The sequence below is a fragment of the Candidatus Caldatribacterium saccharofermentans genome (assembly GCF_050267035.1).
Lineage (GTDB): Bacteria > Atribacterota > Atribacteria > Atribacterales > Caldatribacteriaceae > Caldatribacterium > Caldatribacterium saccharofermentans.
Genome location: NZ_CP187957.1, coordinates 1,277,067 through 1,302,103, shown reverse-complemented (window position 1 = coordinate 1,302,103; position 25,037 = coordinate 1,277,067). Strand labels below are relative to the sequence as shown.

Annotated in this window: 21 protein-coding genes and 1 pseudogene; all 22 read left to right on the top strand. The window is 54.9% G+C overall.

All coding sequences use genetic code 11. From position 1 onward, the window contains the following. Position 1: 1 nt before the first annotated feature. The 22 genes and pseudogenes from cbiT (at position 2) to ACPT9Q_RS06490 (ending at position 25,028) form a co-directional block, all read left to right on the top strand. Entirely contained in the window at positions 2 to 1,189 is a 1,188-nt protein-coding gene (gene cbiT, locus ACPT9Q_RS06595) for a precorrin-6Y C5,15-methyltransferase (decarboxylating) subunit CbiT (RefSeq protein ID WP_427365323.1), read from the top strand. Continuing rightward, the gene (gene cobM, locus ACPT9Q_RS06590; protein WP_427365322.1) at positions 1,186 to 1,920 is read left to right on the top strand and encodes a precorrin-4 C(11)-methyltransferase; all 735 of its coding nucleotides are present in this window, start codon (positions 1,186 to 1,188) and stop codon (positions 1,918 to 1,920) included. The genes cbiT and cobM overlap by 4 nt, the downstream gene beginning before the upstream one ends. Then, the gene (locus tag ACPT9Q_RS06585; RefSeq protein ID WP_427365321.1) at positions 1,917 to 3,599 is read left to right on the top strand and encodes a cobalamin biosynthesis protein; all 1,683 of its coding nucleotides are present in this window, start codon (positions 1,917 to 1,919) and stop codon (positions 3,597 to 3,599) included. The genes cobM and ACPT9Q_RS06585 overlap by 4 nt, the downstream gene beginning before the upstream one ends. Continuing rightward, a pseudogene (locus tag ACPT9Q_RS06580) lies at positions 3,521 to 4,057 on the top strand (SAM-dependent methyltransferase); the annotation flags it as partial. The gene ACPT9Q_RS06585 and the pseudogene ACPT9Q_RS06580, both read left to right, overlap by 79 nt. Before the next feature lie 243 nt (positions 4,058 to 4,300). Continuing rightward, the gene (locus tag ACPT9Q_RS06575; RefSeq protein WP_427366734.1) at positions 4,301 to 5,464 is read left to right on the top strand and encodes an iron-containing alcohol dehydrogenase; all 1,164 of its coding nucleotides are present in this window, start codon (positions 4,301 to 4,303) and stop codon (positions 5,462 to 5,464) included. Positions 5,465 to 6,590: 1,126 nt separating this feature from the next. Further along, positions 6,591 to 6,911 carry an integrase catalytic domain-containing protein gene (locus tag ACPT9Q_RS06570; RefSeq protein WP_427365320.1) on the top strand — a complete coding sequence of 107 codons (321 nt, stop codon included), beginning with the start codon at positions 6,591 to 6,593 and terminating at the stop codon, positions 6,909 to 6,911. Continuing rightward, complete coding sequence (locus ACPT9Q_RS06565; protein ID WP_427365319.1) at positions 6,833 to 7,033, top strand: integrase core domain-containing protein; 201 nt, start codon at positions 6,833 to 6,835, stop codon at positions 7,031 to 7,033. Before ACPT9Q_RS06570 ends, ACPT9Q_RS06565 begins: the two co-directional genes overlap by 79 nt. A gap of 141 nt (positions 7,034 to 7,174) precedes the next feature. Next, positions 7,175 to 8,269 (top strand): alcohol dehydrogenase catalytic domain-containing protein, encoded by a 1,095-nt coding sequence (locus ACPT9Q_RS06560; protein WP_427365318.1) that lies wholly within the window; start codon positions 7,175 to 7,177, stop codon positions 8,267 to 8,269. Positions 8,270 to 8,331: 62 nt separating this feature from the next. Then, a complete protein-coding gene (locus ACPT9Q_RS06555) occupies positions 8,332 to 9,150 on the top strand; it encodes a carbohydrate ABC transporter permease (RefSeq protein WP_427366733.1) in 819 nt (272 codons plus the stop codon). Positions 9,151 to 9,157: 7 nt separating this feature from the next. Then, complete coding sequence (locus ACPT9Q_RS06550) at positions 9,158 to 10,009, top strand: carbohydrate ABC transporter permease (protein ID WP_427365317.1); 852 nt, start codon at positions 9,158 to 9,160, stop codon at positions 10,007 to 10,009. Positions 10,010 to 10,148: 139 nt separating this feature from the next. Then, positions 10,149 to 11,525 carry an ABC transporter substrate-binding protein gene (locus ACPT9Q_RS06545; protein WP_427365316.1) on the top strand — a complete coding sequence of 459 codons (1,377 nt, stop codon included), beginning with the start codon at positions 10,149 to 10,151 and terminating at the stop codon, positions 11,523 to 11,525. Positions 11,526 to 12,305: 780 nt separating this feature from the next. After that, on the top strand, positions 12,306 to 12,470 hold the full coding sequence (locus ACPT9Q_RS06540) for a hypothetical protein (protein WP_427365315.1): 165 nt from the start codon (positions 12,306 to 12,308) through the stop codon (positions 12,468 to 12,470). A 94-nt stretch (positions 12,471 to 12,564) separates the two neighbouring features. Beyond that, entirely contained in the window at positions 12,565 to 12,798 is a 234-nt protein-coding gene (locus ACPT9Q_RS06535; protein ID WP_427365314.1) for a UPF0236 family transposase-like protein, read from the top strand. Between the two features lie 186 nt (positions 12,799 to 12,984). Beyond that, positions 12,985 to 14,022 carry a LacI family DNA-binding transcriptional regulator gene (locus ACPT9Q_RS06530; RefSeq protein WP_427365313.1) on the top strand — a complete coding sequence of 346 codons (1,038 nt, stop codon included), beginning with the start codon at positions 12,985 to 12,987 and terminating at the stop codon, positions 14,020 to 14,022. A gap of 76 nt (positions 14,023 to 14,098) precedes the next feature. Next, on the top strand, positions 14,099 to 15,421 hold the full coding sequence (locus ACPT9Q_RS06525) for an ABC transporter substrate-binding protein (protein ID WP_427365312.1): 1,323 nt from the start codon (positions 14,099 to 14,101) through the stop codon (positions 15,419 to 15,421). A 44-nt stretch (positions 15,422 to 15,465) separates the two neighbouring features. After that, positions 15,466 to 16,332 carry a carbohydrate ABC transporter permease gene (locus tag ACPT9Q_RS06520; RefSeq protein WP_427365311.1) on the top strand — a complete coding sequence of 289 codons (867 nt, stop codon included), beginning with the start codon at positions 15,466 to 15,468 and terminating at the stop codon, positions 16,330 to 16,332. Between the two features lies 1 nt (position 16,333). Further along, positions 16,334 to 17,155 carry a carbohydrate ABC transporter permease gene (locus ACPT9Q_RS06515; protein ID WP_427365310.1) on the top strand — a complete coding sequence of 274 codons (822 nt, stop codon included), beginning with the start codon at positions 16,334 to 16,336 and terminating at the stop codon, positions 17,153 to 17,155. An 18-nt stretch (positions 17,156 to 17,173) separates the two neighbouring features. Next, a complete protein-coding gene (locus ACPT9Q_RS06510) occupies positions 17,174 to 19,186 on the top strand; it encodes a glycoside hydrolase family 31 protein (RefSeq protein ID WP_427365309.1) in 2,013 nt (670 codons plus the stop codon). Between the two features lie 76 nt (positions 19,187 to 19,262). Further along, on the top strand, positions 19,263 to 20,288 hold the full coding sequence (locus ACPT9Q_RS06505; RefSeq protein WP_427365308.1) for an SIS domain-containing protein: 1,026 nt from the start codon (positions 19,263 to 19,265) through the stop codon (positions 20,286 to 20,288). Then, positions 20,285 to 22,237, top strand: a complete 1,953-nt coding sequence (locus ACPT9Q_RS06500; protein WP_427365307.1) for a cellulose biosynthesis cyclic di-GMP-binding regulatory protein BcsB — start codon at positions 20,285 to 20,287, stop codon at positions 22,235 to 22,237. The genes ACPT9Q_RS06505 and ACPT9Q_RS06500 overlap by 4 nt, the downstream gene beginning before the upstream one ends. After that, positions 22,234 to 24,087 carry a glycosyltransferase family 2 protein gene (locus tag ACPT9Q_RS06495; RefSeq protein WP_427365306.1) on the top strand — a complete coding sequence of 618 codons (1,854 nt, stop codon included), beginning with the start codon at positions 22,234 to 22,236 and terminating at the stop codon, positions 24,085 to 24,087. The genes ACPT9Q_RS06500 and ACPT9Q_RS06495 overlap by 4 nt, the downstream gene beginning before the upstream one ends. Next, on the top strand, positions 24,084 to 25,028 hold the full coding sequence (locus ACPT9Q_RS06490; protein WP_427365305.1) for a hypothetical protein: 945 nt from the start codon (positions 24,084 to 24,086) through the stop codon (positions 25,026 to 25,028). The genes ACPT9Q_RS06495 and ACPT9Q_RS06490 overlap by 4 nt, the downstream gene beginning before the upstream one ends. The last annotated feature ends 9 nt before the right edge of the window (positions 25,029 to 25,037 follow it).

Here is a 25,037-nt window from a genome sequence, read left to right as displayed (position 1 = left end):
GATGCCACGGGTGGTGCTCGTCGGTGTGGGGCCAGGGAACCCCGAACTCCTCACCCTCCGGGGGAAGGAGGCCATAGAGAGCGCCCGGGTGATCATGGGGCGGGAGGACCTTCTGAGCCTTTTCCCGCACAAGGTGGGCATCCCCCTTCGGGGAGACGAAAAAACCATGCGGGAACTGATCGGCCAGGCTCTTGAGGATTTCGCCGAAGTGACGGTACTCCTCTCCGGAGACCCGATGCTCTTTAGCCTGGCCAAGCACCTTCCCGCTTCCTGGTCCATAGAAATCATCCCCGGGGTGAGTAGCTTCCAGTACTTCCTCGCCCGTCTGGGTATCCCCTGGGATCACTGTGCCATCGTGAACTGCCACGCGACCCAAGACCTCTCGCGCCTTGTCTTTGCCCTGGAACAGGGGGATGGCGTGGTGGTCTTTGCGGGGCGACGGCTCCAGACTTTAAGGATTCTTGCAATCATCGGCGCTCTGCGAGCGCATACGGAGGTTTTCGTAGGAAAAGACCTATCGCTTCCGGGGGAATGGATTGGGCGGGGAACCCCCGAAAGCCTCCGGAAAACCCTTCCCGAGGAGGATGGCCTTTTCCTCCTCTTCGTTCCCCCGGGAAAACGTCGAGGCATTCGCTTCCTTGAGGACCACGAATTCCTCCGGGGTACCGTTCCGCTGACGAAAAAGGAAACCCGCATGCTCCTTCTGGGAATCCTAGAACTCGCCCCAGAGGTAACCGTCCTTGAAGTTGGGGCAGGAGCCGGGGGCATGACCGTAGAGATGGCCCGCCGCATCCCCGGAGGAAAAGTCGTGGCTGTAGAGAAGGACCCCAGGGCCCTCGGGTACCTCAGGGAAAACCTCAGGCGCTTCTTCGTCACCAACGTCGAAATCCACGAAGGTGTCGCGCCCTCGGCCATTCCCGAAAGGCCCTACGAGCGGGTTTTCGTTGGGGGAAGCGGAGGGAACCTTCGGGAAATCCTCAAAAAGAGCTACGCCCTCCTTGAGGCGGGTGGCCGAATTATCTGTAGCGCCGTAACGCTCAGGACTCTGGAAGAGGCCACAGCAACCCTTGGCACGCTCTGTGGGGAGAATGTTGGGGTCCTCTCCCAGAGCATTACCCGCTTTGTGGGGGGAAGCCGGCAGGGCCAGTCCCTGAACACCGTCTTTATCGTCTGGGGGAGAAAGCTATGAAGACCGTGTACTTTGTCGGAGCCGGACCGGGAGACCCGGAACTCCTTACCCTTCGGGGGAAAAGGCTTCTTGAAGAGGCGGACTGCATCGTGTATGCAGGGTCTTTGGTGAACCCAAAAATCCTTGACTTTGCTCGAGAAGAAGCGGTGAAAATCGACAGCTCCCATCTCTCCCTTGAGGACATCGTCGACTGTATCGAGCACTTTGTGCAGGAGGGGAAGATGGTGGTGCGCCTCCACTCCGGAGACCCCTCGATTTTCGGCGCCCTCACCGAGCAAATCGCCGCTTTGAATCGGCGAGGGATTGCGGTAACCGTTGTCCCCGGGGTCTCCTCGGTCTCGGCCGCTGCGGCATGTCTTTGCCGGGAGTACACCGTTCCCGGAGTGAGCCAGACTCTCATCGTCACCCGCTGCGCCGGAACCACCCCCGTCCCTGAAAGGGAAAAACTGTCGCTTCTTGCCGAACACCGTGCCTCCATGGCCATCCTCCTCAGCGCCCACCTTACCGGGGAAGTCCAGAGAGCCCTCCTTGAGGCGTACCCTCCCGAAACCCCCACTGCTTTGGTGTACCACGCCACCTGGCCTGACGAACAGATCCTCACCGGAACCCTGGGAGAACTCGAGCGTCTCTCAGAAGCCCTGCACCGTCGGGAAAGCACCATTATCCTCGTGGGGGAGTTCCTGAAAGCCGAGGGCAAGCGGTCGTATCTTTATCGGAGGAAAACCCCATGACGGTCGTCATCGTTCCCTGCGTTGCCTCTTCCTTCCTTGAGAAGACCATACTGGACTTCTTCGGGGAGAAGGCCTTCCTCTGGAGTGGTCCACCAAGGGAAGCTTTCGAGAAACTCTGGGAGCGTACTGACCTTTTCGTGTGTATCGGAAGTCTTGGTATTGTTGTCCGACTCATAGCACCCTTCCTCAAGGACAAGAAGGAAGACCCGGGAATCCTCTGCATTCCAGGTTCCGGGGACTTTGTCATTCCCCTTTGCGGGGGACATGAAAAGGGGGTGAATGCTCTCGCCCTTCGCCTCGCCCGTTTCCTGAAAGCCCGCGAGGTGCTGACTACGGCTTCTGAAGCCTTTGGCGTTTTCACCCCCAGGGAACTCGCCGAGCGCCTGGGGTGTGCCCTTGAGGGAGACCGGGAGTGCGAGAAGGCAATCCTTGGTCTTCTCGCCCGCGGAGATCGGGTCCCTCTCTTCGTCGACGACCCTTTTCCCCTTTTGCCCTTTCCCGGCTACGACACGAGGCCCCTCACCGGGCCGCTACCTCAAACCTGCCTTGTGCTGAGTGAACGGCTCTTTCCGGAGACCTCTGCTCTCTTCCTCCGGCCGAAAACCCTTGCCGTGGGCCTTGGCTTTCGAAAGGCGTGCAACACCGAACGCCTGGTCGCCTGCATCAGGGACTTTCTCGAAAGTCAGGGCTTTGCCCTCGCCTCTTTGGGAGAACTCGTGAGCATCAGCCGGAAAGCAGAAGACCTTGCCCTCCTTGCCGAAAAACTCGGGGTGCAGAGCGTTCTTGTTGACGAGGACGTTCTTCGAGATATCCCTGCCCCCTCGCCCTCACCCTGCGCCGAAAAACACCTCGGCCTTCCGGGAGTGGCTGAACCGGTGCTCCTTGCCCGGGGGTACACGCTCCTTGCCCCTAAAACCGTGTACCCCGAGGTTGCGCTGGCTTTAGGGAGGAAACCGTGGTCCCGAAGGGGGAGTCTGCTCCTTGTCAGCTTAGGAGATGGGGCAAACACCATAACCCTTGAAGCCCTTGAAGCTTTAGAGGAAGCGGAGGTCATCCTGGGGTACAGGGCGTACCTTGACCTTCTTCCCCCGCGCTTTCGGGGAAGGGCTCTCCACCGTTTCTCCCAGATGAAGCAGGAGGTGGAACGGGCGAAAGAAGCCCTGCGTCTTGCCCGATGTGGCAGCATCGTTGCCCTCGTTTCCGGAGGGGATGTCGGGGTTTTCGGAGCGGTTTCACCGGCGCTTGAAATGGCCCAGGAAGAGGGGATTCCCTTCCGTGTCGTTCCCGGGGTGAGTGCCGTATCCTCCGCTGCCGCTCTTTTCGGATCTCCCCTTGTGAAGGGCTTTGCTGTGGTGAGCCTGAGCGACTACCTCACCCCCTGGGAGGAAATCCAGAGAAACCTTGAGCGGCTTGCCGGAACCGACCTTACTGTTTCTGTGTACAACATCGTCGGGCGGGGGAAAGAAGAGAAAATCGTCTTCCTCAGGGAAACTTTCGCCAGAGCACGGGGTCAGGATCTCCCGGTAGGGATTGCGCGGAAAGGAGGGCAAAAACGCGTGGTGAGGCTCTGCGATCTCCGCCCTGAAGACCTCGATATGTCGTGCCTTCTCCTTATCCCTCCAAGAGGCGTTCAGAGTCTCGGCGATGTCCTCATCGTTTCGAGGGGGTACCGGTGGTGAAGCTCATCCTCATCGGGACCGGACCCGGGGAACCGGACCTTCTCACCCTCCGGGCCGCAAGGTACCTCAGGAAGGCTCGCCTCGTCTTTGCTCCTCTTGCCCGATCCGGGGAGAGCCGGGCGTACCGGACCGTCAAAGAATTCCTCCCCAAAGACACCCAGGTCGTGTTCCTTCCCTTTCATGACCAGGAGGATTTCGTTGCCCTTGCCCGGGAAGTCGTCGGGGCGATTTCCTCCGGACACCATAAAGAAGCGGTGTTCCTTGTCCTTGGAGACCCCCTCCTCTACTCGTCGTTTTTCCGCCTCTTTTCTGTCCTCCGCACACTCCTTCCGGACCTCACCTTAGAGGTCATTCCCGGGATCAGCGCCTTTCAGTTAGCGGCAGCGTACGCCACCCTGCCCCTCACCCAGAAAGAGGAAGTCCTCACCCTTGCCCCCGCAACCCTCCCCGAAGACAGGCTCAGGGCACTCGCCGGGCTTTCCGACACCCTGGTGCTCTACAAGCTCACCGCTCTGAAGGACAGAGAGCGCCTCGAGCATCTTGCAGCAGCGTTCCCCCTCTGCCTTCTTGGAGAAGACCTGGGAGGGGTAAACCGCCTGACGTTCTCTCCCTCCTCTTTTGAGGGGATTTCGTACCTTTCGCTTCTTGTCCTCAAAAAGCACCCACCCCATGGTACAATACCAAAAGAGGGGGTCGAGACGATGGAGAACTTCGAATTCCACAATCCCACACGGGTACTCTTTGGGAAAGGGACCACAGACCGTGTTGGCGAAGTCTGCGCCGGGTTCGGGAAAAGGGTGCTTCTCGTGTACGGCGGTGGTAGCATCAAACAAACAGGACTCTATGACCGGATCCAGCAGAATCTCACCCAGCACAACCTCGAGGTCTTTGAGCTTCCAGGTATCAAACCCAACCCTACCCTGAGCAAGGTCAGAGAAGGGGTGAGGCTCTGCAAAGAGAAGAACATTGAGGTCGTGCTTGCTGTGGGTGGCGGCAGTGTCCTCGACAGCGCCAAAATCATCGCCGCCGGGGCGTGCTACGAGGGCGACCCCTGGGACTTCTTCATCGACAAGAGCAAGATCCCCGGAAGGATTCCCCTTGTGACTGTTCTGACTCTGGCAGCCACGGGTTCAGAGATGAACCACAATGCGGTCATCACGAACGAAGCAACGAAAGAGAAACTCGGACTCGGGCATCCGGCGCTCTTCCCCGATGTGTCGATTCTTGACCCTGAAAACACCTTTACCGTCCCGAAAGACCACACCGTCTACGGCATTGTGGACATGATGGCCCACGTGTTCGAGCAGTACTTCCACAAAACCCCCGAAACCCCCCTCCAGGACCGCCTGGCAGAAAGTATCATGAAGACCATCATCGAGTACACCCCGAGAGTCCTCGAAAACCCCAAAGACTACGATGCCCGGGCCACCATCATGTGGTGTGGGACACTGGCTCTGAATCATCTCCTTGAAGCAGGCGTTGAGGGCGACTGGTCAAGTCACGACATCGAGCACGAACTCAGCGCCTTCTACGACATTCCCCACGGGGCGGGCCTGGCTATTATTTTCCCCCAGTGGATGATGTACGTCCTTGACGAAATCCCGGGGAAATTCGCCCAGTTCGCCGAGCGGGTGTGGGGCATCCCCCGCGCAAACCAAAGCGACGAAGAACTCGGAAGGGCTGGCATTGAAAGGACCCGACAGTGGTTCCGGGAGATCGGTGCCCCCACAACACTTCGGGAGGTGGGCATTGGGGAGGAGCTCCTCGAAACCATGGCGGAAAAGGCCACAAAACGGGGTCCTCTGGGCTCGGTGAAAAAACTCAAAAAAGAAGACGTCCTGGCCATCCTCAGGATGTGCCTGTAACACCTGGAAAAACCCTTGAAAAAAACTGGCCCCGGAACGTATCCGGGGCCAGTTTGTCCCAGGCCTTGAAAGAACAAACCTCGCCGTCTTTGCGTGACTTTCTGAAAACCCCAAAAAGGCGGAAACCCCTTCCGTTCCCCTGAAACTGTCCAGAAGGAACGGGAGATAAGGAGGGAGGGTTTCCGGGAAATCCTCAGCAACATCCCGGTGATGCGAAAAGCGGTGAGCACCCTGCGTATGACCCTCAAGGCCCTGACCCAAGATATGTCCTGGGTTCCTGTGATATGAAAGACTGTAATCTGGATGAGTGAGGGAAAGGAAACCAGATCAGGAAATGAAACCATGGAGAGGGTTTTCAAAAATATCCCTACAATAAGTTGACGCTATCTGGACCTATACACAGAGTGGATAGGTTCACAGAGATCTGCAACAGGTAGGGTAGACAAAAAGGTGCAGGACCCTGTATCCTAACTCGGTGTCGAAAACCCTAAGAGAAGGGAGGCCCTGCACCTACATGAAGAGTAGCACAAAGGGAGCAAAAAGTCTATCGGCATATTCTGGAGATCCTGCACCTTTTGAGCTTCCCCCATGGAAGCTCCATTGCTAAGCTCGCTAGAATCCATGGACTCTCCAAAAAAGCCAGGATTCGCCTTGAAATCCTCGACTTTGCTCAGCCCCTCCTCTTAGCCGTCACCTGCGAAAGATTGAATAGCCCAAAGCCTCCTTTCGGTGGAAGAAAAAGTTCAACCCCAGAAACCTCCAAAGCCCGGAAGGATAGGTCCAGAAGACCCAAAAAGGTCCGGAAGCCTCAGTGGACCTCAGAGCTTGTGGAACGGATTCAAAGACTCCGGGAGGAATTCCCCTCTTTGGGGAAGGCAAAGCTCACCGTCCTCCTCAGGAGAGAGGGTTTCACTGCTTCTTCCTCCACCGTGGGGAGGATCCTCAAATCTCTCAAGGCCCGGGGTCTTTTGAGAGAGGGAGAGAAACCGAGGAAGGTTTCTGTCACAGGGAATAGAAGGGGACACCAGAGACCCCATGCCCAGAGAAAACCCAGAGACTACAAGGTGGTATCCCCAGGGATCTTGCCGCCATCGACACTCTGGACATCCGTCCCCTTCCTGGAAAGGTGTATAAGCAATTTACCGCCGGAGATCTTATCTCCAGGTGGGCCTATTCCTCCCTCCATTCCAGGGCTACGGCCAACCTCGCCAGGGTGTTCCTCGAGGAACTCCTCAGGAAGTGCCCCTTTCCAGTGCGGGCTATTCAGGTAGATGGAGGAAGTGAATTCTATGGGGAGTTTGAGAAGGCCTGTGAGGAATACGGTATCAAGCTCTTCGTCCTTCCTCCAAGGTCTCCCATATCCGTGGAGTGGTGGAACGGCTCAATCGGACCTTCCGGGAGGAGTTCTGGGTGCACTACGAGGAGGAGGTGGATCTTAACACCATGAATTTCCACCTCAAAAGGTGGACTGAAAAGGTGTATAATCGGAAAAGACCGCACTGGAGTTTGGGATACAGGAGTCCTTGGGAGTACCTGAGGGATACTGGATTTGTTGAGTGTCCCACATGATGTGGACCCGTACACAGAGTTGACAGCAGGGCGTATTTTGTGTTATCTTTTAGGTAAAGCGGCCTGGTGATTTGGAGAAGGCCCAGAAGATAGTTAGTTATCCTATCTTCTGGGCCTTGTATTTTGAGGGGGTGGAAGTTGATGGAGTACTTACAAGAGCTTCCCGCGAAAATGAAAGCAGTTGTAAACTATGCCCCTTTTGATTTTCGTCTTGAGGAGGTCGATGTTCCCAGTATTGGCCCAGGCGAGGTGCTGATAAAAGTTGGTGGTTGTGGTATTTGTGCTGGGGACGTAAAAACTTTCCATGGTGCTAAAAGGATATGGGGTGGAGACGGACAGCCTCCTTATGTCCAGCCACCAGTCATCCCGGGACACGAGTTTTACGGTCAGGTTGTAGCTTTGGGCGATGGTGCGGGGGAAAAGTACGGCCTTTCATTAGGAGATTGGGTTGTTTCAGAGCAGATCATTCCGTGTGGTGCCTGTCGATTCTGTAAAAGAGGAGAGTACTGGATGTGCGAGGTGCATTACATATACGGTTACCAGAAGGGGGCGTCAGATGGGGGATTTGCCGAGTATGCTAAGTTGCCTAAGAACGCTATTAACTACAAATTGCCTCCTGGATTCCCCTTGAAAGTTGCTCCTTATGTTGAGCCTTTAGCATGCGCAATCCATGCAGTCGAAAGAGCGGAAATACAACTTGAAGATGTTGTAGTGATTGCAGGAATGGGGGCCCTTGGGCTTGGTATGTTGCAGGTAGCAAAATTAAAGAATCCGCAACTCTTAATAGCTATCGATGTGGTTGAGAAGCGTCTGGAATTGGCGAAAAAGCTCGGGGCTGATATAGTGATGAATCCCGAGAAAATCGATGTAGTTGCAGAGGTCAAGAAGCTTACGGATGGTTATGGTTGCGATGTTTATATCCACGCGAGTGGCCATCCGAAAGGGGTCATTCAGGGCTTGCAGATGATCAGGAGGTTGGGAAGATACGTCGAGTTTAGTGTCTTTAATGAGCCCACAACGGTAGACTGGAGTATTATTGGAGATGTGAAAGAGTTGGACATACGTGGGGCTCATTTGAGTCCTTATACCTATCCTCTTGCGATTTCCTTGTTGCATCGTGGAATTGTTAAGGCTGAAGAAATCATCACTCATGAATTGCCCCTTGAAGAATTCAAAAAAGGTCTTGAAATTGCCGAAAATAGCAGAGTATCAATTAGAGTTGTCTTGCGTCCTTAATAAGGCTATAAAAGGGAGTGGTCACCATCGTTAAACACATCCTATGCTGCTTTGTTTTCACAATGTTGATTATTGTCTTTCTTTTTCCCATGTTCTGGACTGCAACGCTTTCGTTTAAGACGTACACTGATATCGTGTCAAGTGTGCCCAAATTTTTCTTTTCTCCTACCTTTGTGAATTACCGAGGACTTTTTACCGGTGAAACCGGTACGACTTCCTTGCCAATTACTGCGCCCAACTTTCCACGCTATTTCTTGAATGGACTCATCATAAGTGGAGGGGCTACTCTTTTAGCTATGCTTCTTGGAGTACCTGCCGCTTATGTGCTGACACGGGCCAGATTCAGGAATGAGAGTACGAGGGAAAACATGGCGTTCACAATTCTGAGCTTCTGGTTTGGCCCTGAGTTGGCAATTACGATTCCTCTGTATCGTATCTATCAAAAACTTGGACTTTTGGATAGTTACCTTGGTCTCATCCTGGTTTACCAGCTGATTGGAATCCCTTTTGTGGTCTGGATGAGTCGAAACTATTTCCTCGACATTCCTGTTTCTGTTGAGGAAGCTTGTCTTGTAGATGGAGCGAGTAGGTTGCAAACTTTCCTGAAGGTTGTGTTACCCCTTGCAAAGGGCGGGTTGTCTGCAACAGCTCTTTTAACGTTTCTGTTCTGCTGGAATAATTTTGTTTTTGCTCTGGCTGTCGGGGGAGAGAGAACAATGCCGGTAACTACTGGATCCTTAAGTTTTATCAGATATGAGGCGGTTCTTTGGGGGCAAATGGCGGCAGCGATTGTAATCTCCGCGATTCCTGCCATTCTCTTAGCTCTTCTATTGCAGAGACATATAGTGCGAGGATTAACTTTTGGTTCTGTGAAAGGTTGAGTCTAATATGAAAAAGTGGATTCTCATCCCTGCAATTCTGGTGCCGATTCTCGTGGGAGTTATCCCATTTGCGTACGGAGTATATTTGTCCTTTACCGATTGGAAAATGGCCAATCCCCGAGCTTCTTTTGCTGGACTCGCGAACTATTTCTTCCTTTTCAAAGATAGGACCTTCTGGTCGGCGGTAGGCATTTCTTTCCAGTATGTTGCAATGGCTGTATCTGCAGAGCTGGCCCTGGGAAGCTTGTTGGCTTTTCTTCTTGCCAGAAACACCCGCGGACAGTGGTTTTTTAGATCTGTTATCATCCTCCCCTTGACCATCGCGCCTGTCCTTTCTGCGCTTATGTGGAAACTCATGCTTTCTACCCAAGGTGGCGTAGTGAACTATCTTCTGGGTTTTGCCGGGATACAGCCGATTCCTTGGCTTGCCCAGCGATCAACTGCGCTGTTCACACTTGCAATGATCGATGCTTATATTTATACTCCTTTTGTGGCATTGATTCTTTTCGCGGGTCTCCAAAGTCTTCCTCGAGAACCTTACGAAGCAGCGCTTGTTGACGGGGCATCTGGATGGGGCTGTTTCAGGTACATTACTTGGCCTCTTTTGAAGCCTTTGGTATTGGTTTCAACCATGTTTCGGTTGATTGTGTCTTTCAAGATATTTGACACTATCTATGCTACTACTGGTGGCGGGCCAGGTACAGCCACGACTAACCTTCATTTGTGGGTTTATCTGGGGGCCTTCCGCTACGGTGACATGGCCTACGCTATGAGTGGAGCAGTCATTCTCTTCCTGGTCATTTATGCTCTCGTGTTTATCTTTGTGAAGCTGTGGAAGGAGGCAACTGCGCATTACTGATGCAAAAAAGGGGGTGGGAAAAGGCTAAGAAGGCTTTTGGCGATAGTTGGTAGTGCATTGCCGGTGTAAGGCAAAACACGGAGTGATGGTTAAGCAGAACGAAGACAATGATTAAAAATAAAGACTGGGGGTAGAGGAAATGAGGAGGTCAGGGTTCCTGCTCGTCATTGGGATCGTGGTACTTGGCTTGTGTGTCTGTGCTGGTGCCCAGGGTTTAGACGTGTCTGCGTTTGAGAAAAGCCCGGTGAACTGGAAGCAGTTTGAAGGAACAACCTTGAATCTCCTGCTCTGCAAGCACCCAATGCAAGCTACGTTTGAGAAGCTGGTGGGGGACTTCGAAAAGCTTACAGGAATAAAAGTCAACATTCTAGCGCTTCCGGAGCAACAGTTTTTTGAGAAACAGACTATGGTTTTAACAGGTAGTTCTCCAGAATTTGATATTGTAATGACCTCACCTATGTTGAATTGGAAGTTTATCCCCGGAGGGTACTTAGAGCCTCTTAACTCATATATTGAAGACACTTCGCTTACGGATCCTCAGATTTTTGACCTTAGCGATTTCTTCCCAATGACTATTGAAGCAAGTAAAGTTGCTGGCAAGCTCTATGCGATTCCTTACCAAGTCGAAGCTTACTGTCTCTATTATCGCTCCGATATTTTTGACAAATACGGAATTAATCCCCCCAATACTCTGGAGGAAATATACGAAGTAGCTAAGAAGGTCCAGGATGGCTTTAACAATGAGGGCGTCACAGGAATCATCCCCTTTGTTGTAAGAGGTGTACGGGGAGCCGGAACAGTGAATTCAGCTTACCTGAGTCTCTTTTCTTCCTATGGTGGTCGTGATTTTGATGAAAACGGTAAACCAGGGATTTACAGCGAGCCAGTAGTACACATGACAGAACAATGGATAAAGCTAATTAAGGACTTTGGTCCCAAGGATTGGCCGAGTCTGGACTGGTATGACGTGAAAGAAGCCCTTGCTTCTGGTAAGGCTGTCATGGTTATTGATGCCGACCACTGGGGCGCAGAATTGGAAGATCCGGCATATAGCCAGATTGTTGGCAAATGGAAAGCAACACATGTTCCGGAAGGACCAGCTGGAATCAAGTCAAACATCTGGGCGTGGTCGGTGGGTATGAATGCAGCGTCCAAGAATAAGAAGGCAGCGTGGTTGTTCCTTGAGTGGGCTGCCAGTACACCTGTCATGTTAGTGGCCTCAGCTCAGTACAATAATCAGACACCAACACGCAATTCGGTATGGAACGACCCCACCGTGGTTGACATTACAAGTAAATGGGGTAATGGTACATGCCGTCCTATTGTAACCAAGAATCTCGAAGAGTATGCTGCTCTAAGATGGACACCGAACCCCAATGCTTTTGCTCTTAGTGAGATGTGGCAGGAACATCTCCAAAAAGTTTGGAGCGGTGAGATGACGGCTGAGGAAGCAATAAAGGAAGTTCATGCCCGAGCTGAAAGGTTAGCACCTCCAAAGGACTGGTTGAAGAAGTGAGAGTTTGGCTGTAAGACCCGTTGTTGCGCGCCCTCGGACCTGTTCCGAGGGCGTTTTTGTTGATGGTACTCACTACTCATATAGCCCACCATATGTTATGAATGTCTTTTGGGGATGGGGCCACGAACTTAGCTGAACTTGCTAAAGTCGCTCCTTCCGAAGATGCTTCCGAAGAGTTCTTAAGGATCAAGGGTGTTCTCAAAACCTTCGATGCCTGTCCCTTCTGTAGCAGTGTTAAGTGTAAATCCAACCCAAAAGAACAAACCTCACCATCCAGAGTATGGTAGAAGTCTTGTTAGTGAAAAACCACCAAAAACACCCTGGAGGTGAGGTTCCATGGATATGGTACAGCAAATCCTCAAAGGGTTCCAGAGGTTCTGAATTATTCTCCACTTTTCTGAAGCAACTGGAGCAAAGGATGAATTTCCAAAAGTTAAGAAAAGGTTCTGGGAGACCAATGAACAGTTGTGGGTAAAGACATCCTGAGGGTTGTCCTCGAAGCCAAAGATGAGGAAATCTCCCGGGAAAAAAGACAGGACCTCCTTCCAAGTGGTCCGAAGAAATGACTAAAGAACCATCCTCACCCTCTTTGGGGATGTCACCTTAAGGAGTACCTCCTACCGGAAGAAGAGCAACCGGGAGTACCGACACCTTCTGGATGACAGATTGGTTTCAGGAAGCAGAGAAGAATTGACCTCTTTTGGAAGCCCTGGTTCTCTTTACCAGAAAGCCAGGAGGGACATCCTCCCCAGAAACTGGGAACTCACCGTCAGTCCTGAGGTGGCGAAAAGACTGGTCCACAACCTGAGGAAAGACGAGGAGAAGGAAGAAATTTCAGAGAAGAAGCTGAAGCCAGCAAAGAAAAAGCTTCCCTACCTCTTCATTAAAGCGCTTGATGCCGTGTCCCTCTCTAGGAGAAGGGGAGAGGGGGAAGAGGGAAGCTAGAGTCCTTGCGAAACTGGTCTATGTCTATAAAGGAAGGAAGACTCGGGTTCAGGGATAGTCAGGCTCAAGAATCCCTACTACTTTGCCGGTTACTATGAGGATGTCGAAGAGCTCTTCCTGGAAGTCCTCGAATATCTGGGGAAACTCTGACCTCAATTCGGTAAAAGAAATCTTCCTCTGCGGCGATGATGTCTCTTGGATTAAGAAAGGACTGGAGATCATCCCCAGGGCTATCTTTATCTTGGATTGCTTTCACTTTGCCAAACGCATCCGGAAAGCCCCGTCTAGGATGGTTCTGCAGAGAAAATTTGGGAAACCACAGAAGTAGGGTTCCTTGGGAAAAGGGCAGACCATGCGAGCCATCTCCAAGTCCTGAAGTCCAAGAGGGACTCAGCCAGCTCTAATCCTTGAGAATCCAAAAAGCAAGAAGCTCTCCCCTTCCACCCTTGACAAACCCTTTCTCCCTTCTCTATACTTGACTTAACCGGTTCAGTAAACCGGTTCAGACACACCCATGATGACCATTGCCGAAATCGCTCGTTTGGCCGGAGTCTCGAAAGCCACGGTCTCCAACGTCCTCAACGGACGGGTGGACCAGGTGAGCCCTAAAACCCGGGCTCGCATTGAGCGCATCATCAAAGAGTACGGGTACGTCCCCAAAAGGGCTGCCCGAAGCCTCAAATCCAACCGTACCCGGACCATTGCGCTCCTTTTCCCGCATCTCCCCGCCAACCTCATCGCTAACACCTTCTTCTTCCCGGGGTTTTTGAGCGGTGTTGCCCGGGCCTGTGAGGAGGCGAGCTACCAGCTTCTCATCACCACAAGCGCAAGATCCTGCGATACCGAATTCCACTATGAGGCGCTGGTTCGAAGCCGGAGCGTCGACGGATTCATCGTGAGCGAAATCTTCGTGAACGATCCCCGCTTTGTTGTCCTTCGGGAGTTCCGGATACCTTTTGTGAGCATCGGTAAACCCGAAGGTGAGGACATTTCCTGGATAAGCTGGGTGGACCACAACCAGGAGGAGGTCTCCTACAAAGCAGTACAGCGGCTCCTTGAGCTGGGCCACAGGGACATCGTGTTCCTTGGCCTTTCCCGGGGGCGGGTTTACACCATGCAGCGGCTTGCCGGGTACAGTAAAGCCTTGAAAAAGCGTGGCATCCCCCTCCGGGAAGAGCTCATCCTCACCGAGGAAATCGAGAAGGATAAGGTAGCCGAAAAACTCGAAAAGCTTAAAGAACAGGGCATAGCCTTTTCAGCGCTTTTTGTTATCGCCGAGTCCTTAGCCTTGAGCGCCCTGCGGGCCCTTCAGGATCTGGGTTTCCGCATCCCCCAGGATGTGTCGATTCTTGGGAACATCGAAACCGACAACTACCGCTTCTATGTCCCTCAGCTTTCAGGTATTCGTGTGCGGACGGAAGACCTGGGGTATGAGACTGCGAGGCTTCTCATCGACCTCATCGAGGGGAAAGTGCAGGGGCCGGTGGGGAAGTACCTTGAGGCGGATTTTGTGGAAGGATGTTCCATTGGACCATGTGGTGAGAGGAGGTGAGAACCAGAGGCGTTGAGTAAACGTCTGGCACAATCCAGGGTGTTCCAAAAAATCCTGAGAAAGGAGGACATGTGGTATGCGGTGGTATCGGTTCCTTGGCATTGTGGTGTTTCTGGGTCTTTTCCTTGCGGCTTTCGGTGGAGCGTCCGCCCAGAAGATCACAGTAACCATTCAAGATTACTTCGACCCTGCGGGAGGGATGGCAAAATTCGTCGACCGGTGGGCTGAAGAGTACATGAAAAAGAACCCCGACGTTGAGGTCAAGCACGTGTACATTCCTTTTGCCCAGCTCCTCCCCACCATCCTCCAGCAGGCCCTCACGGGAACGCTCCCGGAGGTCGTCATGGCCGACAATCCCTGGGTCCCCAACCTCATCAAGGCCGGCGTGTACCTTGACATCACCGATAAAGTGAAGGAGTGGGGCTGGGAGAACTGGGAGGACTTCTTCAAGGGCCACCGGGACCTCACAAGTTCCGACGGAAGGGTGTACGCCTTCCAGGTTACCACCAACAACCTCGCCCTCTTTTACCGGAAAAGCCTCCTTGAGAAAGCAGGAGTTGCCGAACCTCCGAAGACCTGGGCAGAGCTCAAAGAGGTTAGCGCGAAAATCAAGGAAGCCCTCGGCATTTACGGGTTCGGCTTCTGCGCTACCGCAAGCGAAGAAGGCACCTGGCAGTTTGAGCCCTTCCTGTGGAGTAACGGCGGAAGCCTCCTGGAACTCGACCAGAAAGAGGCTATTGAAGCCCTGAGCTTCCTCGTGGACATGGTGGAGAAAGGGTACACCCCCCGGGATGTCGTTAACGTCTCCGGCCAGGGCGACGTCACCCAGTGGTTCATCAACGGTGAAGTGGCTATGATGGAGAATGGGAACTGGGAATTCGGCTGGCACCTCACTCCGGATGTTCTGGAACAGCTTGGTGACGTCGGTGTTGACGCTCTGCCTGTTCCAAAGGAAGGCGTAAAGCCCATCGTGCCTTTCGGTGGAGAATGCTACGGTATCGGCGCAAACACGAAAGACCCGAAAAAACTCGCCGTTGCCTGGGAATTTCTGAGCTTCATTGCCTCCACCGATGGGATGCTTGCGGCAAACCTCGAGCACGGGGGACTCCCCACCCGAGCCTCGGCAGCGGAAAAGATTGCCGCTCAGAAACCCATCCTTGCTCCCTTCCTGGAGCAGGCAAGATACGCCCTGCCAAGACCCCTGGTGGGTGGTCTTGAGAAGTATCCCGACGTGTCCTCAACTGTCTGGACGGCGATCCAGCGGGCACTCACCGGTATGAAGACGCCTGAGGAAGCCCTGAAAGAGGCCGCTGAGGCCATCCGGGGACTCTTCTCTCCGGAGGAGTACGAGGCGTACCGGAAACAGGCCCGGGAACTCATCGCCGCTGCAGCACAGTGACAAAGCGGGGAGGGGCTCTCCCCTCCCCGGGAAGGATGAGCATCATGAAGGGAACAAAGGTTGCCTACTTTTTCCTTCTTCCGGCGCTACTCTATGTCCTTCTCTTTGGGCTTTATCCCCTTCTGTACAACATCTTCCTGAGCCTCCGGGATGTCACCTTCATCACCTACATCCAGGGAACCGCCCGCTTCGTGGGCCTCGGCAACTACAGAGAACTCTTCGCCAACCCCATTTTCCAGCGAACCTTTTCGAACACCCTCCTCTTCACCGGTCTTTCGATTCTCTTCCAGTTCACCATTGGGTTCCTCCTTGCCCTCCTCTTCACCCGTTCTTTCCCCCTCAAGGGGGTGCTCCAGAGCCTCATCATGGTCCCCTGGGTCCTGCCCATCATCGTGAGCGGTTCTTTCTTCCGCTGGTTCTTCAGCGACAACGGGATGCTCAATGGGTTCCTCCTTGCCTTCCGGCTCATCGAACGACCCATCCCCTGGATCACAAGCGGTCATCTCCCCATTTTCTCTGTGACCATGGCGAACATCTGGCTTGGCATCCCCTTCAACTTCGTCCTCCTCTACACCGGCCTTCAGGGAATTCCCGAAGAGCTCCTTGAAAGCGCCGAAATCGATGGGGCCACAGGATGGCAGAAGGTGCTCTTCATCATCACACCCTTGCTGCGACCAGTGATCCTTGCCACCCTGACCCTGGGGTGCATTTTCACGGTGAAGGTCTTTGACCTTGTCTGGATCATCACCCAGGGAGGACCGGGAGACGTCTCACACCTCTTCAGTACCCTGTCGTACTCCTTGGCCTTCAACAAGCTCCACTTCGGAAAGGCCTCTGCTGTCCTCATCGTCATGGTCCTTGTCGTAGCCCTGCTTACGGCGCTTCTCAATCTCTTCCAGAGGGAGGTCTGACATGAAGCGGAAACACCACCGGTGGAAATGGACGGTGTACGCCCTCATCCCCACGGTGATTGTTATTCTCCCCCTCTACTTCATCGCCATTGCCGGGTTCCAGAGTGTGGCCGAAATCTTCCACAAACCTCCCCACCTTTTCCCTCCCAATCCCACCCTCGCCTACTACCGGGATGCCTTTGTGACGCTTTCCCTGTACCTGAAAAACAGCCTCATCATTGCCCTGGGAGTCCTCTGCGTTACCCTCCTTGTGGCCCTCCCTTCAGCCTTTGCCCTTGCCAAGTTCCATTTCACCCTGAAAAGGCCTGCATCGTTGATTCTTGCCTTTACCCAGGTGCTCCCGGCCACCGCGGTCATCATCCCGCTTTTTCTCATCTTCAACCGCATTGGCCTCATCAACAACTACCTGGGAGTGATTTTCGGGATTTCTGTCTTCACCATCCCCTTTGCCACCATCGTCCTCAACGCGTACATTCAGGCCATTCCCACCGGGCTTATGGAGGCGGCGCTCATTGACGGTGCAGGGTTTTTGCGGATATTCCTGAGTATCATCTTGCCTTTGGCAAGCCCTGCCATCGCCACGGCGAGCATCCTCACCCTTATCCTTGCCTGGGGGGATTTCATTTTCGCTCTCTCTTTTCTCAAAGAACGGACACTCCAGCCCATGAGCATCGGGCTCTACAATTTCATCGGACAGTACGGTGTCCAGTGGAATAAACTCCTGGCGGGGAGCATGATTTTCGCCGTCTTCCCCCTGGTGGTGGCCCTCCTTGCGGGGAAGGCAATTGTCGCGGGACTCACGGCAGGAGCGTTCAAAGAGTGAACCTGGAGGTGGTGAGCTGTGCGTTTCCATCGTGAAGGAAAACGGCTTGTGGCAGAGGGAGGTGGCGAGCTCATCTGGGTTGAACCCTTCGGGCGGGATTGCCTCCGTTTCCGATCTTCTCTGCGGGGACGCATTGAGCCTCTTGACTGGACCCTCCTTCCTCAAAACGAGGTGGAGCCAGAAATCACCATAACCCCTGAAAAGGCGACCATCCGGAACGGGAGAATCACCGCCGAAATCGATGCCCGGGGAAGCGTCCGCTACAAAGGCCAAAACGGGCAGGTGCTCCTTGAGGAACTCTGGATTGACGGGAGGGTGCTGAATGCCGACCTCCTGAAGGCCAGGAACTACAAGGCCCGGAGTTCCGAACTCTTCCACATTGCCCTGTACTTCAAGGCCCATCCCGAGGAGCACTTCTTCGGCATGGGGCAGTACGCCAACGACTGCCTCGACCTCAAAGGGTGCGTCCTGGAACTTGCCCAGCGCAACACCCAGGTGAGCATTCCCTTCCTTCTGTCCTCCCGGGGATACGGATTCATCTGGAACAACCCCTCCATAGGGAGGGCAGAGCTTGTGCGCAACCACACCCTCTTTGTCGCTGAAGGAGCACGGCAAATCGACTACATTGTCATTGCCGGGGATACCCCAAGAGACATCCTCCGCCGCTATGCCGAAATCACCGGGAAACCGCCCATGATTCCTGAGTGGGCCCTGGGATTCTGGCAGTGCAAGCTCCGGTACCGGACGCAGGAAGAGCTCCTCGAGGTTGCCCGGGAGTACAAAAGACGGGGCCTGCCCCTTTCAGTCATCGTCATCGACTTCTTCCACTGGCCCCACCAGGGGGACTGGAAGTTCGATCCCCGGTACTGGCCGGACCCCCAGAGAATGGTCCAGGAACTCCAGGAACTCGGCGTGAAGGTCATGGTCTCCATCTGGCCCACGGTGGACATTCAGAGTGAGAACTACCGGGAGATGGCCGAGCGGGGGTTACTCATCCGGACGGAGCGGGGCATTCCGGTCCTTTTCACCTTCCGGGGCATCACCACCATCTTCGACGCCACGAATCCTGAAGCCAGGAAATTCATCTGGGAGAAGGTGCGGGAGAACTACTACCGCTACGGCATCAAGATGTTCTGGCTTGACGAGGCCGAGCCGGAATTCGGCATGCCCGGGTTCGGGTACGACAACGTTCTCCCCTACGACTACGATAACCTCCGGTACTTCCTCGGGAATGGCCTTGAAGTGAGCAACATCTACCCCTTCTTCTACGCCCAGGCCTTCTTTGAGGGGATGAAAGAGGCCGGTGAAACCGAAATCGTCAACCTCATCCGCTGCGCCTGGCTTGGGAGCCAGCGGTTTGGTGTCGTGGTGTGGTCCGGAGATATCCCCTCAACCTTCGAGTCCCTCCGGAAACAAATCAAGGCCGGCCTCAACATGGCCGTCTGCGGCATCCCCTGGTGGACCACAGACATCGGGGGATTCTACGGTGGAGACCCGGAGAGCCCGAGTTTCCGGGAACTCATCGTTCGCTGGTTCCAGTTCGGGGTGTTCTGCCCCATCTTCCGCCTCCACGGATTCCGCCTCCCCTACCCCGAAGACCCCAACCGCTGCCCAGCGTATGAACTCACTGGGGGACCGAATGAGGTGTGGTCCTTTGGCGAAGAGGTGTACACCATTCTCAAAGGGCTTCTTTTCCTTCGGGAACGCCTGAAGCTCTATATCCTCGAAGGGATGAGGAAAGCTCATGAGGAGGGTATCCCCTTCATGCGACCGCTTTTCCTCGAATTCCCCGAAGACCCCACCTGCTACACCGTGGAGGATGAGTACTTCTTCGGACCAGACCTCCTCGTTGCTCCGGTAGCCGAAGAAGGGGCGAGGAAACGCCGCGTGTACCTGCCAAAAGGTGCCCGCTTCACCGACCCCTACACAGAGGTCACCTACGAGGGGGGCCAGTGGATTGAAGCCGACGCCCCGATAGAACGCATCCCCGTTTTCCTACGGGATGGGGCAAGACTCCCAATCTGCGAATAGCACCACCTCCCCCCTTTCCTCAACCCTGTTTTTCTGGTATACATGGGGAGAGTGGTACCCACGAGGAAGGGGGGAGATGGTGGAATCGTTCCTTTGCGATTTCCCGAAGCACATTTCCGAGGGGTATCGAAGGGGGAAAGCATCCGCCACAAAACCCCTTGCCCGCCCGCCAAAGGGCATTCTCTTCTGCGGCATCGGTGGTTCAGGAATCAGTGGAAGGATTCTTGCCCATGTCCTCAGGCCTTCTCTTTCGCTTCCTTTCCATACCATCTCCTCTCCTCCCCTACCCTCCTGGGTTGACGAAAATACCCTGTGTATAGCCTCCACGTACTCGGGGAACACCGAAGAGACCCTGGCCCTTACCCGGGAAGCTCGGGAAAGAAAAGCGCTGCTGCTTCTCCTTTCCCAGGGAGGTACGCTTGAAAGGGAAAAACACGAAGAGGACGTCTTTGTGCCCCTCCCCGGGGGCCTGCAACCCCGATTTGCCCTGGGGTACATGGTCGGAGGGCTCCTTGGGGCTTTTGAGGGACTCTTCCCCGGACTCTCTTTCGCCCGGGACCTTGAAGAGACGGGGAAGTACCTCGAGGAAATCATTCCCACGTATGCTTCACCTGCAAGTTCCCCGTACCGCATAGCAAGGGACATAGCGGGTACCATTCCGGTCTTCGTGGGCATCGAACACTCCACAGATTTTGCCGCCTGGCGATTCAAGACCCAGTGCAATGAGAACGCCAAGCACGTGGCCTTCGCAAGCATACTTCCTGAAGCCATGCACAATGAAATCGTGGGGTTTGCACATCCTGAGACGTTGCCCCTGTCGTTTGTCTTCCTCCACGATCCAGAGGAACCAAAGTTCTGCACCACCATGGCCCGAGCATACCTGAGGCATGTGGCAAAGAGAGACTGCAAAACCTCTGAAGTATGGGCCCAGGGAACAACACCTATGTGTCGTGCTCTATCCCTTGTGGCCTTTGGAGACTGGCTGAGCATGCATCTTGCCCGGATACACGCTGAGGACCCCGGCCGTATTCCAGCCATCACACACTTCAAGCGGTTTTTCAGGAAACTCGAGTGTACCTTTGATGGAGGGGAGAAGAGATGAAGCGCAGCGTCTTTGCCTGTGCAGTACTGTTCTGCCTCGTGTTCTTCCTGTGCAGGGAGGGAGTGGCAACACCGTTCTCCTGGACGCTCCGGGAAATGACCGGCATCCCCGGAGATATCATCCTCGAGGGCCCGGAACCCTCTGTTTCCCTCTACCTCCCAGTCGTCCCCGGGATGCGCCCGAAAGAAACGGTGCTCTCTCTGGAGTACGTTGCCTCTCCGGCTCTCCCCCGTGGCGCAACGCTTTCAGTATACGCCGAAGGGGTCCTCCTTGCCTCCTGGGAAGTTCGCCCCGGGGAACACCGTGTTCAGATCCCCTTCACCCCCCTTGAGGGGTTCGAGCTCAAAGACACACTTTCAGTTGACATCCGGGGAAACTTCTGGCGGAGCGAGAACCTCTGTGAGGACCTTCTCTCCCGGGACCTCTTCGTCCGCATCCGTCAAGCAAGTCGTCTCTTTGCGGATCTCGATGAAGTGAGCTGGACCGTCCGGGACTTCCTCCGTTTCCCTGCCTCGCGTATTCGCATCTTTCTCCCTGAAGACCTGTCCCCGAAAGAACTCCTCGGTGCGTACCTGAAGCTCTTTGCGTTCCTCCGCCGTTCCCGGCGGGAAGTCACCACCACAACGCTGCCCCCAAGGCTCCCCGAAAAAGGGGATACCAGAGAACTCTCCATCGTTCTTCGAGAAAGAGGCCTTCGGGACATAGAGCTTTCCGGGTCGACGCTGTATCTCACCCCGCAGGGGGTACAGGGCGTTCTTGCTGAAGCCTCGCTCCTCGTGGACCGTTCCTTCAAGGTCTGGAGTCTGCCTCTCTTTTTTGAGAGAAAACACACCCTCCGGGACTTCGGCATGCGGAGTACGACCCTCCGGGGCATTGGAGAACTCCGGCAAACGGTGTACTTCACCCTTGCAGATCTCGGCGGGATCCCTGCCTCCCTTCACCTGACCCTTCTTTCCTCAAGCACGCCCCTTCCAGAGACCCCGAAGGGGGAAGCGCTGCTCAAGGTCTTCCTCAACGGCAATCTCGTTTTCACCCGGAAGATTCCAAGAGCAACACGGAGAGGTATCCAGAAAGACACCGTTTTCCTCCCTCCGGGGCTTCTCGGGCGGGAAAACGCTCTTGACATTGTCTTCTCGTACTTCCCGGAAGTTGGAGAATGCCGGCGGGGAACCATACCTTTTGAAGCCACAATCTTTGAGCAGTCGTATTTCTCCGGCACCTTCAGGAGAGTTCCGGATACCATTACCTTTGCCGACGCCCCCACGGTGTTCTCCGGAAAGGCCTGGGTTGTCCTTCCTGAAAAGCCCTCCCTCGAAGAAGTCGAAGTGATGGCACGACTCTACAGTGCCCTCCGGGAAATCGACGCAACTCCCCTTGCCCTTGAGGTGGTGCACACCATTCCCGGGGCACGGCGGAAACCCCTGTCCTTCTCTCTCCCTGCCTTTCTCAAAGCGCTCAAGGAACGGGATTTCCGATTCGTCCTCACCCCACCACCTGTGCTTCGGGAATACTTCCTCGTTTTCGACAGAGAAGGGAAGTTGCTCTCGCAGACCCCCGTCTCCCGCAAGGATGAAGCCCTGGTACTCGCTCCCCTGCCATACCTTGAAGCCTCTGTCCTCACCCCTGATACGCCACTTGGAGTGCTCGTAGCACAAAAACTCCTGGGGAAACCGGCGCTCATCTTCACCCCCATCGGGCGCAGAGACGTTGCTTACAGTGCCTTCCTCACGCATTTCACGGGCGCAGGAACGCTGCGCGCCATGAAGGGGAATGTGGCGCTCTTCACCCCGAAGGGCTGGGGAGAAACGCTTGTGGCCGTACGCACTGCTTTTCCCCTCGAAGAAGCCTTCCTGCGGTGGCGGCTCCTGATCTTTGCCGGTGCCTGTGTCGTCCTTTTCGTATGGTGCCTTACCCTGTACCGGAAGCTCGTCCGTGCAAGACCGCTATGACCCGGAAACTCCTTGGCGACATCCTTGTATCCCGGGGGTATATCAGCAAGGAAGAACTCGAAGAGGCCCTGCGCCTTCAGAAAGAAAGTGGAAGGCTTCTTGGGGAAATTCTCGTCTCCCGGGGCCTCGTGCACCCGGTAACGCTCTATGAAGCTCTGGCCGAGCAGGGCAATTACCTCTATGCAGGAAGGGACCTCGAGAAGCTCCTTGAGAGTATCGACCCGGGTCTTGTCCTTCGTTTTGACCCCCAAGACCTCCTTGGCCTTGCCCTGTTCCCCCGCCGCATTGAGAACGGCGTGCTGGAAATCCTCACCCCCTTTCCCGACAACAGGGCCCAGGACATCTGGCTTGAGGAGACCTTCCCCCAGGTCCCCGTAACCAAGATCCTCATCACCCCTTACGAACTCGACTGGCTCCTCCACTTTTTCTTCAAAGAGCGTTTTCTCGCCGAAGCCACTACCGGGCTTTTCTTCCGAGCCCCGGAAGAGTCAGCCGCCTCTCCCCTCGTTCCCTGGCAATGGGGAACCCTCACTGCGGTGCTTTTCGCCCTTCTTTTCGGAGCATTCTTCGCGCCACAGGCTACAATCCGGACACTCTTCGCGGTCATGAACTTCCTTTTCCTCTCCCATGTCCTCTTCAAAACCATCGTGGGAATACGGGGAGCAGGAAAAATAGAGTCCGTCGAAATCACTGGAGAGGACCTGGCTTCCCTTAATCCCCGCACACTCCCCGTGTATACCATCCTTCTGCCCCTCCACCGGGAACCAAAAGAGGTCTTAGAGCAACTCGTGGCATCCATCCGCTCCCTTGATTACCCCCAGGAAAAGCTTGACGTGCTCTTCCTCATCGAGGAAGACGATGCAGAAACGCTCCAGGCCTGCAAGGAAGCTCGTCCTCCCTACAACGTCCGCTTCATCCTTATCCCCCGGGGAAACCCAAAAACAAAGCCCCGGGCCTGCAACTTCGGTCTTGCCTTTGCAAGGGGAGAATTCCTTACCATATACGATGCGGAAGACATCCCCGAAAAAGACCAGCTCAAAAAAGCCGTTGTCGCCTTCTCAAAGCTCCCCAGAGAGTGCATCTGCCTCCAGGCAGCTTTGAACTTCTACAACCCCACCCAGAATCTCCTCACCCGCCTGTTCACCCTGGAGTACTCTTTCTGGTTCGATTACCTCCTCCCCGGACTCTTTCACCTTCGCCTCCCTATCCCCCTTGGGGGAACGTCAAACCACTTCCGGACCGAGGCCCTGCGGGATCTTGGTGGATGGGATCCCTTCAATGTGACCGAAGACGCGGATCTCGGCATGCGGGCACATTACCGGGGCTTTCGGGTTGGTATTCTCCCGTCCACAACCCGCGAAGAAGCCAACAGTCGAATCAGAAACTGGATTCGCCAGCGATCCCGGTGGCTCAAGGGGTATCTCCAGACGTTCCTCGTCCACACCAGGCGACCCCTTTACGCCCTCCGGGCCTCAGGCGTTCGAGGACTCCTGACCCTCTGGCTTTTCATCGGTGGAACACCTCTTGGGTATGCTGCCTCCCTCATGCTCTGGGGGGTGTTCTTCGCGTGGCTTGCAACTCGCGGGAGCTTCCTCAACGCCTACTTTTCCGGAGCGCTCCTGTGCATCGGTGCGGTGAACCTCTTTGTGGGAAACCTCCTCGGTGTCTACTTCTCGATGTTTGCCGTCCTCCGGAGAAACCTCGACCAGCTCCTGCCTGTTGCCCTTCTCAACCCCCTGTACTGGATGCTTGCAGGTGTAGCTGCCTGGAAAGGCATTGGGCAGCTCTTCTCCCGGCCCTTCTTCTGGGAAAAAACCGTTCACGGGCTCCACAGGGGGAAGCAACGATGAGACAGAAAGGCGCGCTGTACGGCGCACTGGGCGTTGCAGCCCTTCTGGGCATCATCAGCACCCGGGGAACCCCTGTAAATCCAGAGGTTCGCTTTTTCCTCCTTCGCCTGCTTTCAATCCGGAGCCTCCCTGACCCCGCCCGGGGAATACTCACCACCTATCCTCCGTTTCCCCTGCTCCTTGCTCTGGCCTTCCGCGAATACTTCCCCCTTGTCACCGGGTGGAGTACTGCCTGGGCACTCCTTCTTGTCGGGGTAAAGCGGGGGAACCTCCACTCTGCCCTCCTTGTCCTCCTTTCTCCGGTCTTCCTCTTCGGGACCCTGATGCGACCTGCCCTGACACTCTTCTCCCTCTTTGCTGCCCTGGGATTCTCTGCGATTCTCCAGAGCGTCGCGGAGGAGAACCTCGAAAGGCTTCTTCTGGGAAACCTCGCCTTTGGTTTTGGCGCCTGCCTCCACCCTCTGGGGCTCTGGCTTTCGCCCGTTTTTGCGTCCTGCGAGGCCTGTTCTCTCCGGGTACCAATGTATCGCCGGGGAACACTTGCAGCACTTGCTCTTTTCCCATTCCTCGTCTTCCAGAGCATAACACCCTTCTTCGGCTGGGTCTATGAAGGGTACGCATGGATTTCCTTTCAGGACCCGGGGTTTTCCCTTGAAGCCTTCCTCAGGGGCGAAAGCATGACTCCATGCGCCCAGAACTTTCTCCTTGCACTGCCTTTTCTCTTCGCCGCCTTGTTCTCCGGACCCCTCCGTGCTCTGATCTTCTGGGGCATTTTCGTTCTCTCCCTCCCTGCGCCTCACCTTACAGTTCCCTTTGCTTCCCTTCCCCTTGCGTTCCTTTTTGCCCTTGATCCGGAACCCAGAAAGGGAACCCTGTTCTGGATCCTCGCAGGGAACGTTCTCGGCTGGGTGCTCGTTCTCTTCGGATTCTTCCCGTGTTGAGGACAGAAA

Bases quoted from the DNA above. Each gene is read 5' to 3' on its own strand.
- ACPT9Q_RS06490 (WP_427365305.1), top strand. From the start codon at position 24,084: ATGAGACAGAAAGGCGCGCTGTACGGCGCACTGGGCGTTGCAGCCCTT.
- ACPT9Q_RS06535 (WP_427365314.1), top strand. From the start codon at position 12,565: ATGAGGATGTCGAAGAGCTCTTCCTGGAAGTCCTCGAATATCTGGGGA.
- cbiT (WP_427365323.1), top strand. From the start codon at position 2: ATGCCACGGGTGGTGCTCGTCGGTGTGGGGCCAGGGAACCCCGAACTC.
- ACPT9Q_RS06555 (WP_427366733.1), top strand. From the start codon at position 8,332: ATGTTGATTATTGTCTTTCTTTTTCCCATGTTCTGGACTGCAACGCTT.
- ACPT9Q_RS06560 (WP_427365318.1), top strand. From the start codon at position 7,175: ATGGAGTACTTACAAGAGCTTCCCGCGAAAATGAAAGCAGTTGTAAAC.
- ACPT9Q_RS06525 (WP_427365312.1), top strand. From the start codon at position 14,099: ATGCGGTGGTATCGGTTCCTTGGCATTGTGGTGTTTCTGGGTCTTTTC.
- ACPT9Q_RS06530 (WP_427365313.1), top strand. From the start codon at position 12,985: ATGATGACCATTGCCGAAATCGCTCGTTTGGCCGGAGTCTCGAAAGCC.
- ACPT9Q_RS06505 (WP_427365308.1), top strand. From the start codon at position 19,263: ATGGTGGAATCGTTCCTTTGCGATTTCCCGAAGCACATTTCCGAGGGG.
- ACPT9Q_RS06585 (WP_427365321.1), top strand. From the start codon at position 1,917: ATGACGGTCGTCATCGTTCCCTGCGTTGCCTCTTCCTTCCTTGAGAAG.
- ACPT9Q_RS06550 (WP_427365317.1), top strand. From the start codon at position 9,158: ATGAAAAAGTGGATTCTCATCCCTGCAATTCTGGTGCCGATTCTCGTG.
- cobM (WP_427365322.1), top strand. From the start codon at position 1,186: ATGAAGACCGTGTACTTTGTCGGAGCCGGACCGGGAGACCCGGAACTC.
- ACPT9Q_RS06545 (WP_427365316.1), top strand. From the start codon at position 10,149: ATGAGGAGGTCAGGGTTCCTGCTCGTCATTGGGATCGTGGTACTTGGC.
- ACPT9Q_RS06520 (WP_427365311.1), top strand. From the start codon at position 15,466: ATGAAGGGAACAAAGGTTGCCTACTTTTTCCTTCTTCCGGCGCTACTC.
- ACPT9Q_RS06515 (WP_427365310.1), top strand. From the start codon at position 16,334: ATGAAGCGGAAACACCACCGGTGGAAATGGACGGTGTACGCCCTCATC.
- ACPT9Q_RS06575 (WP_427366734.1), top strand. From the start codon at position 4,301: ATGGAGAACTTCGAATTCCACAATCCCACACGGGTACTCTTTGGGAAA.
- ACPT9Q_RS06495 (WP_427365306.1), top strand. From the start codon at position 22,234: ATGACCCGGAAACTCCTTGGCGACATCCTTGTATCCCGGGGGTATATC.
- ACPT9Q_RS06500 (WP_427365307.1), top strand. From the start codon at position 20,285: ATGAAGCGCAGCGTCTTTGCCTGTGCAGTACTGTTCTGCCTCGTGTTC.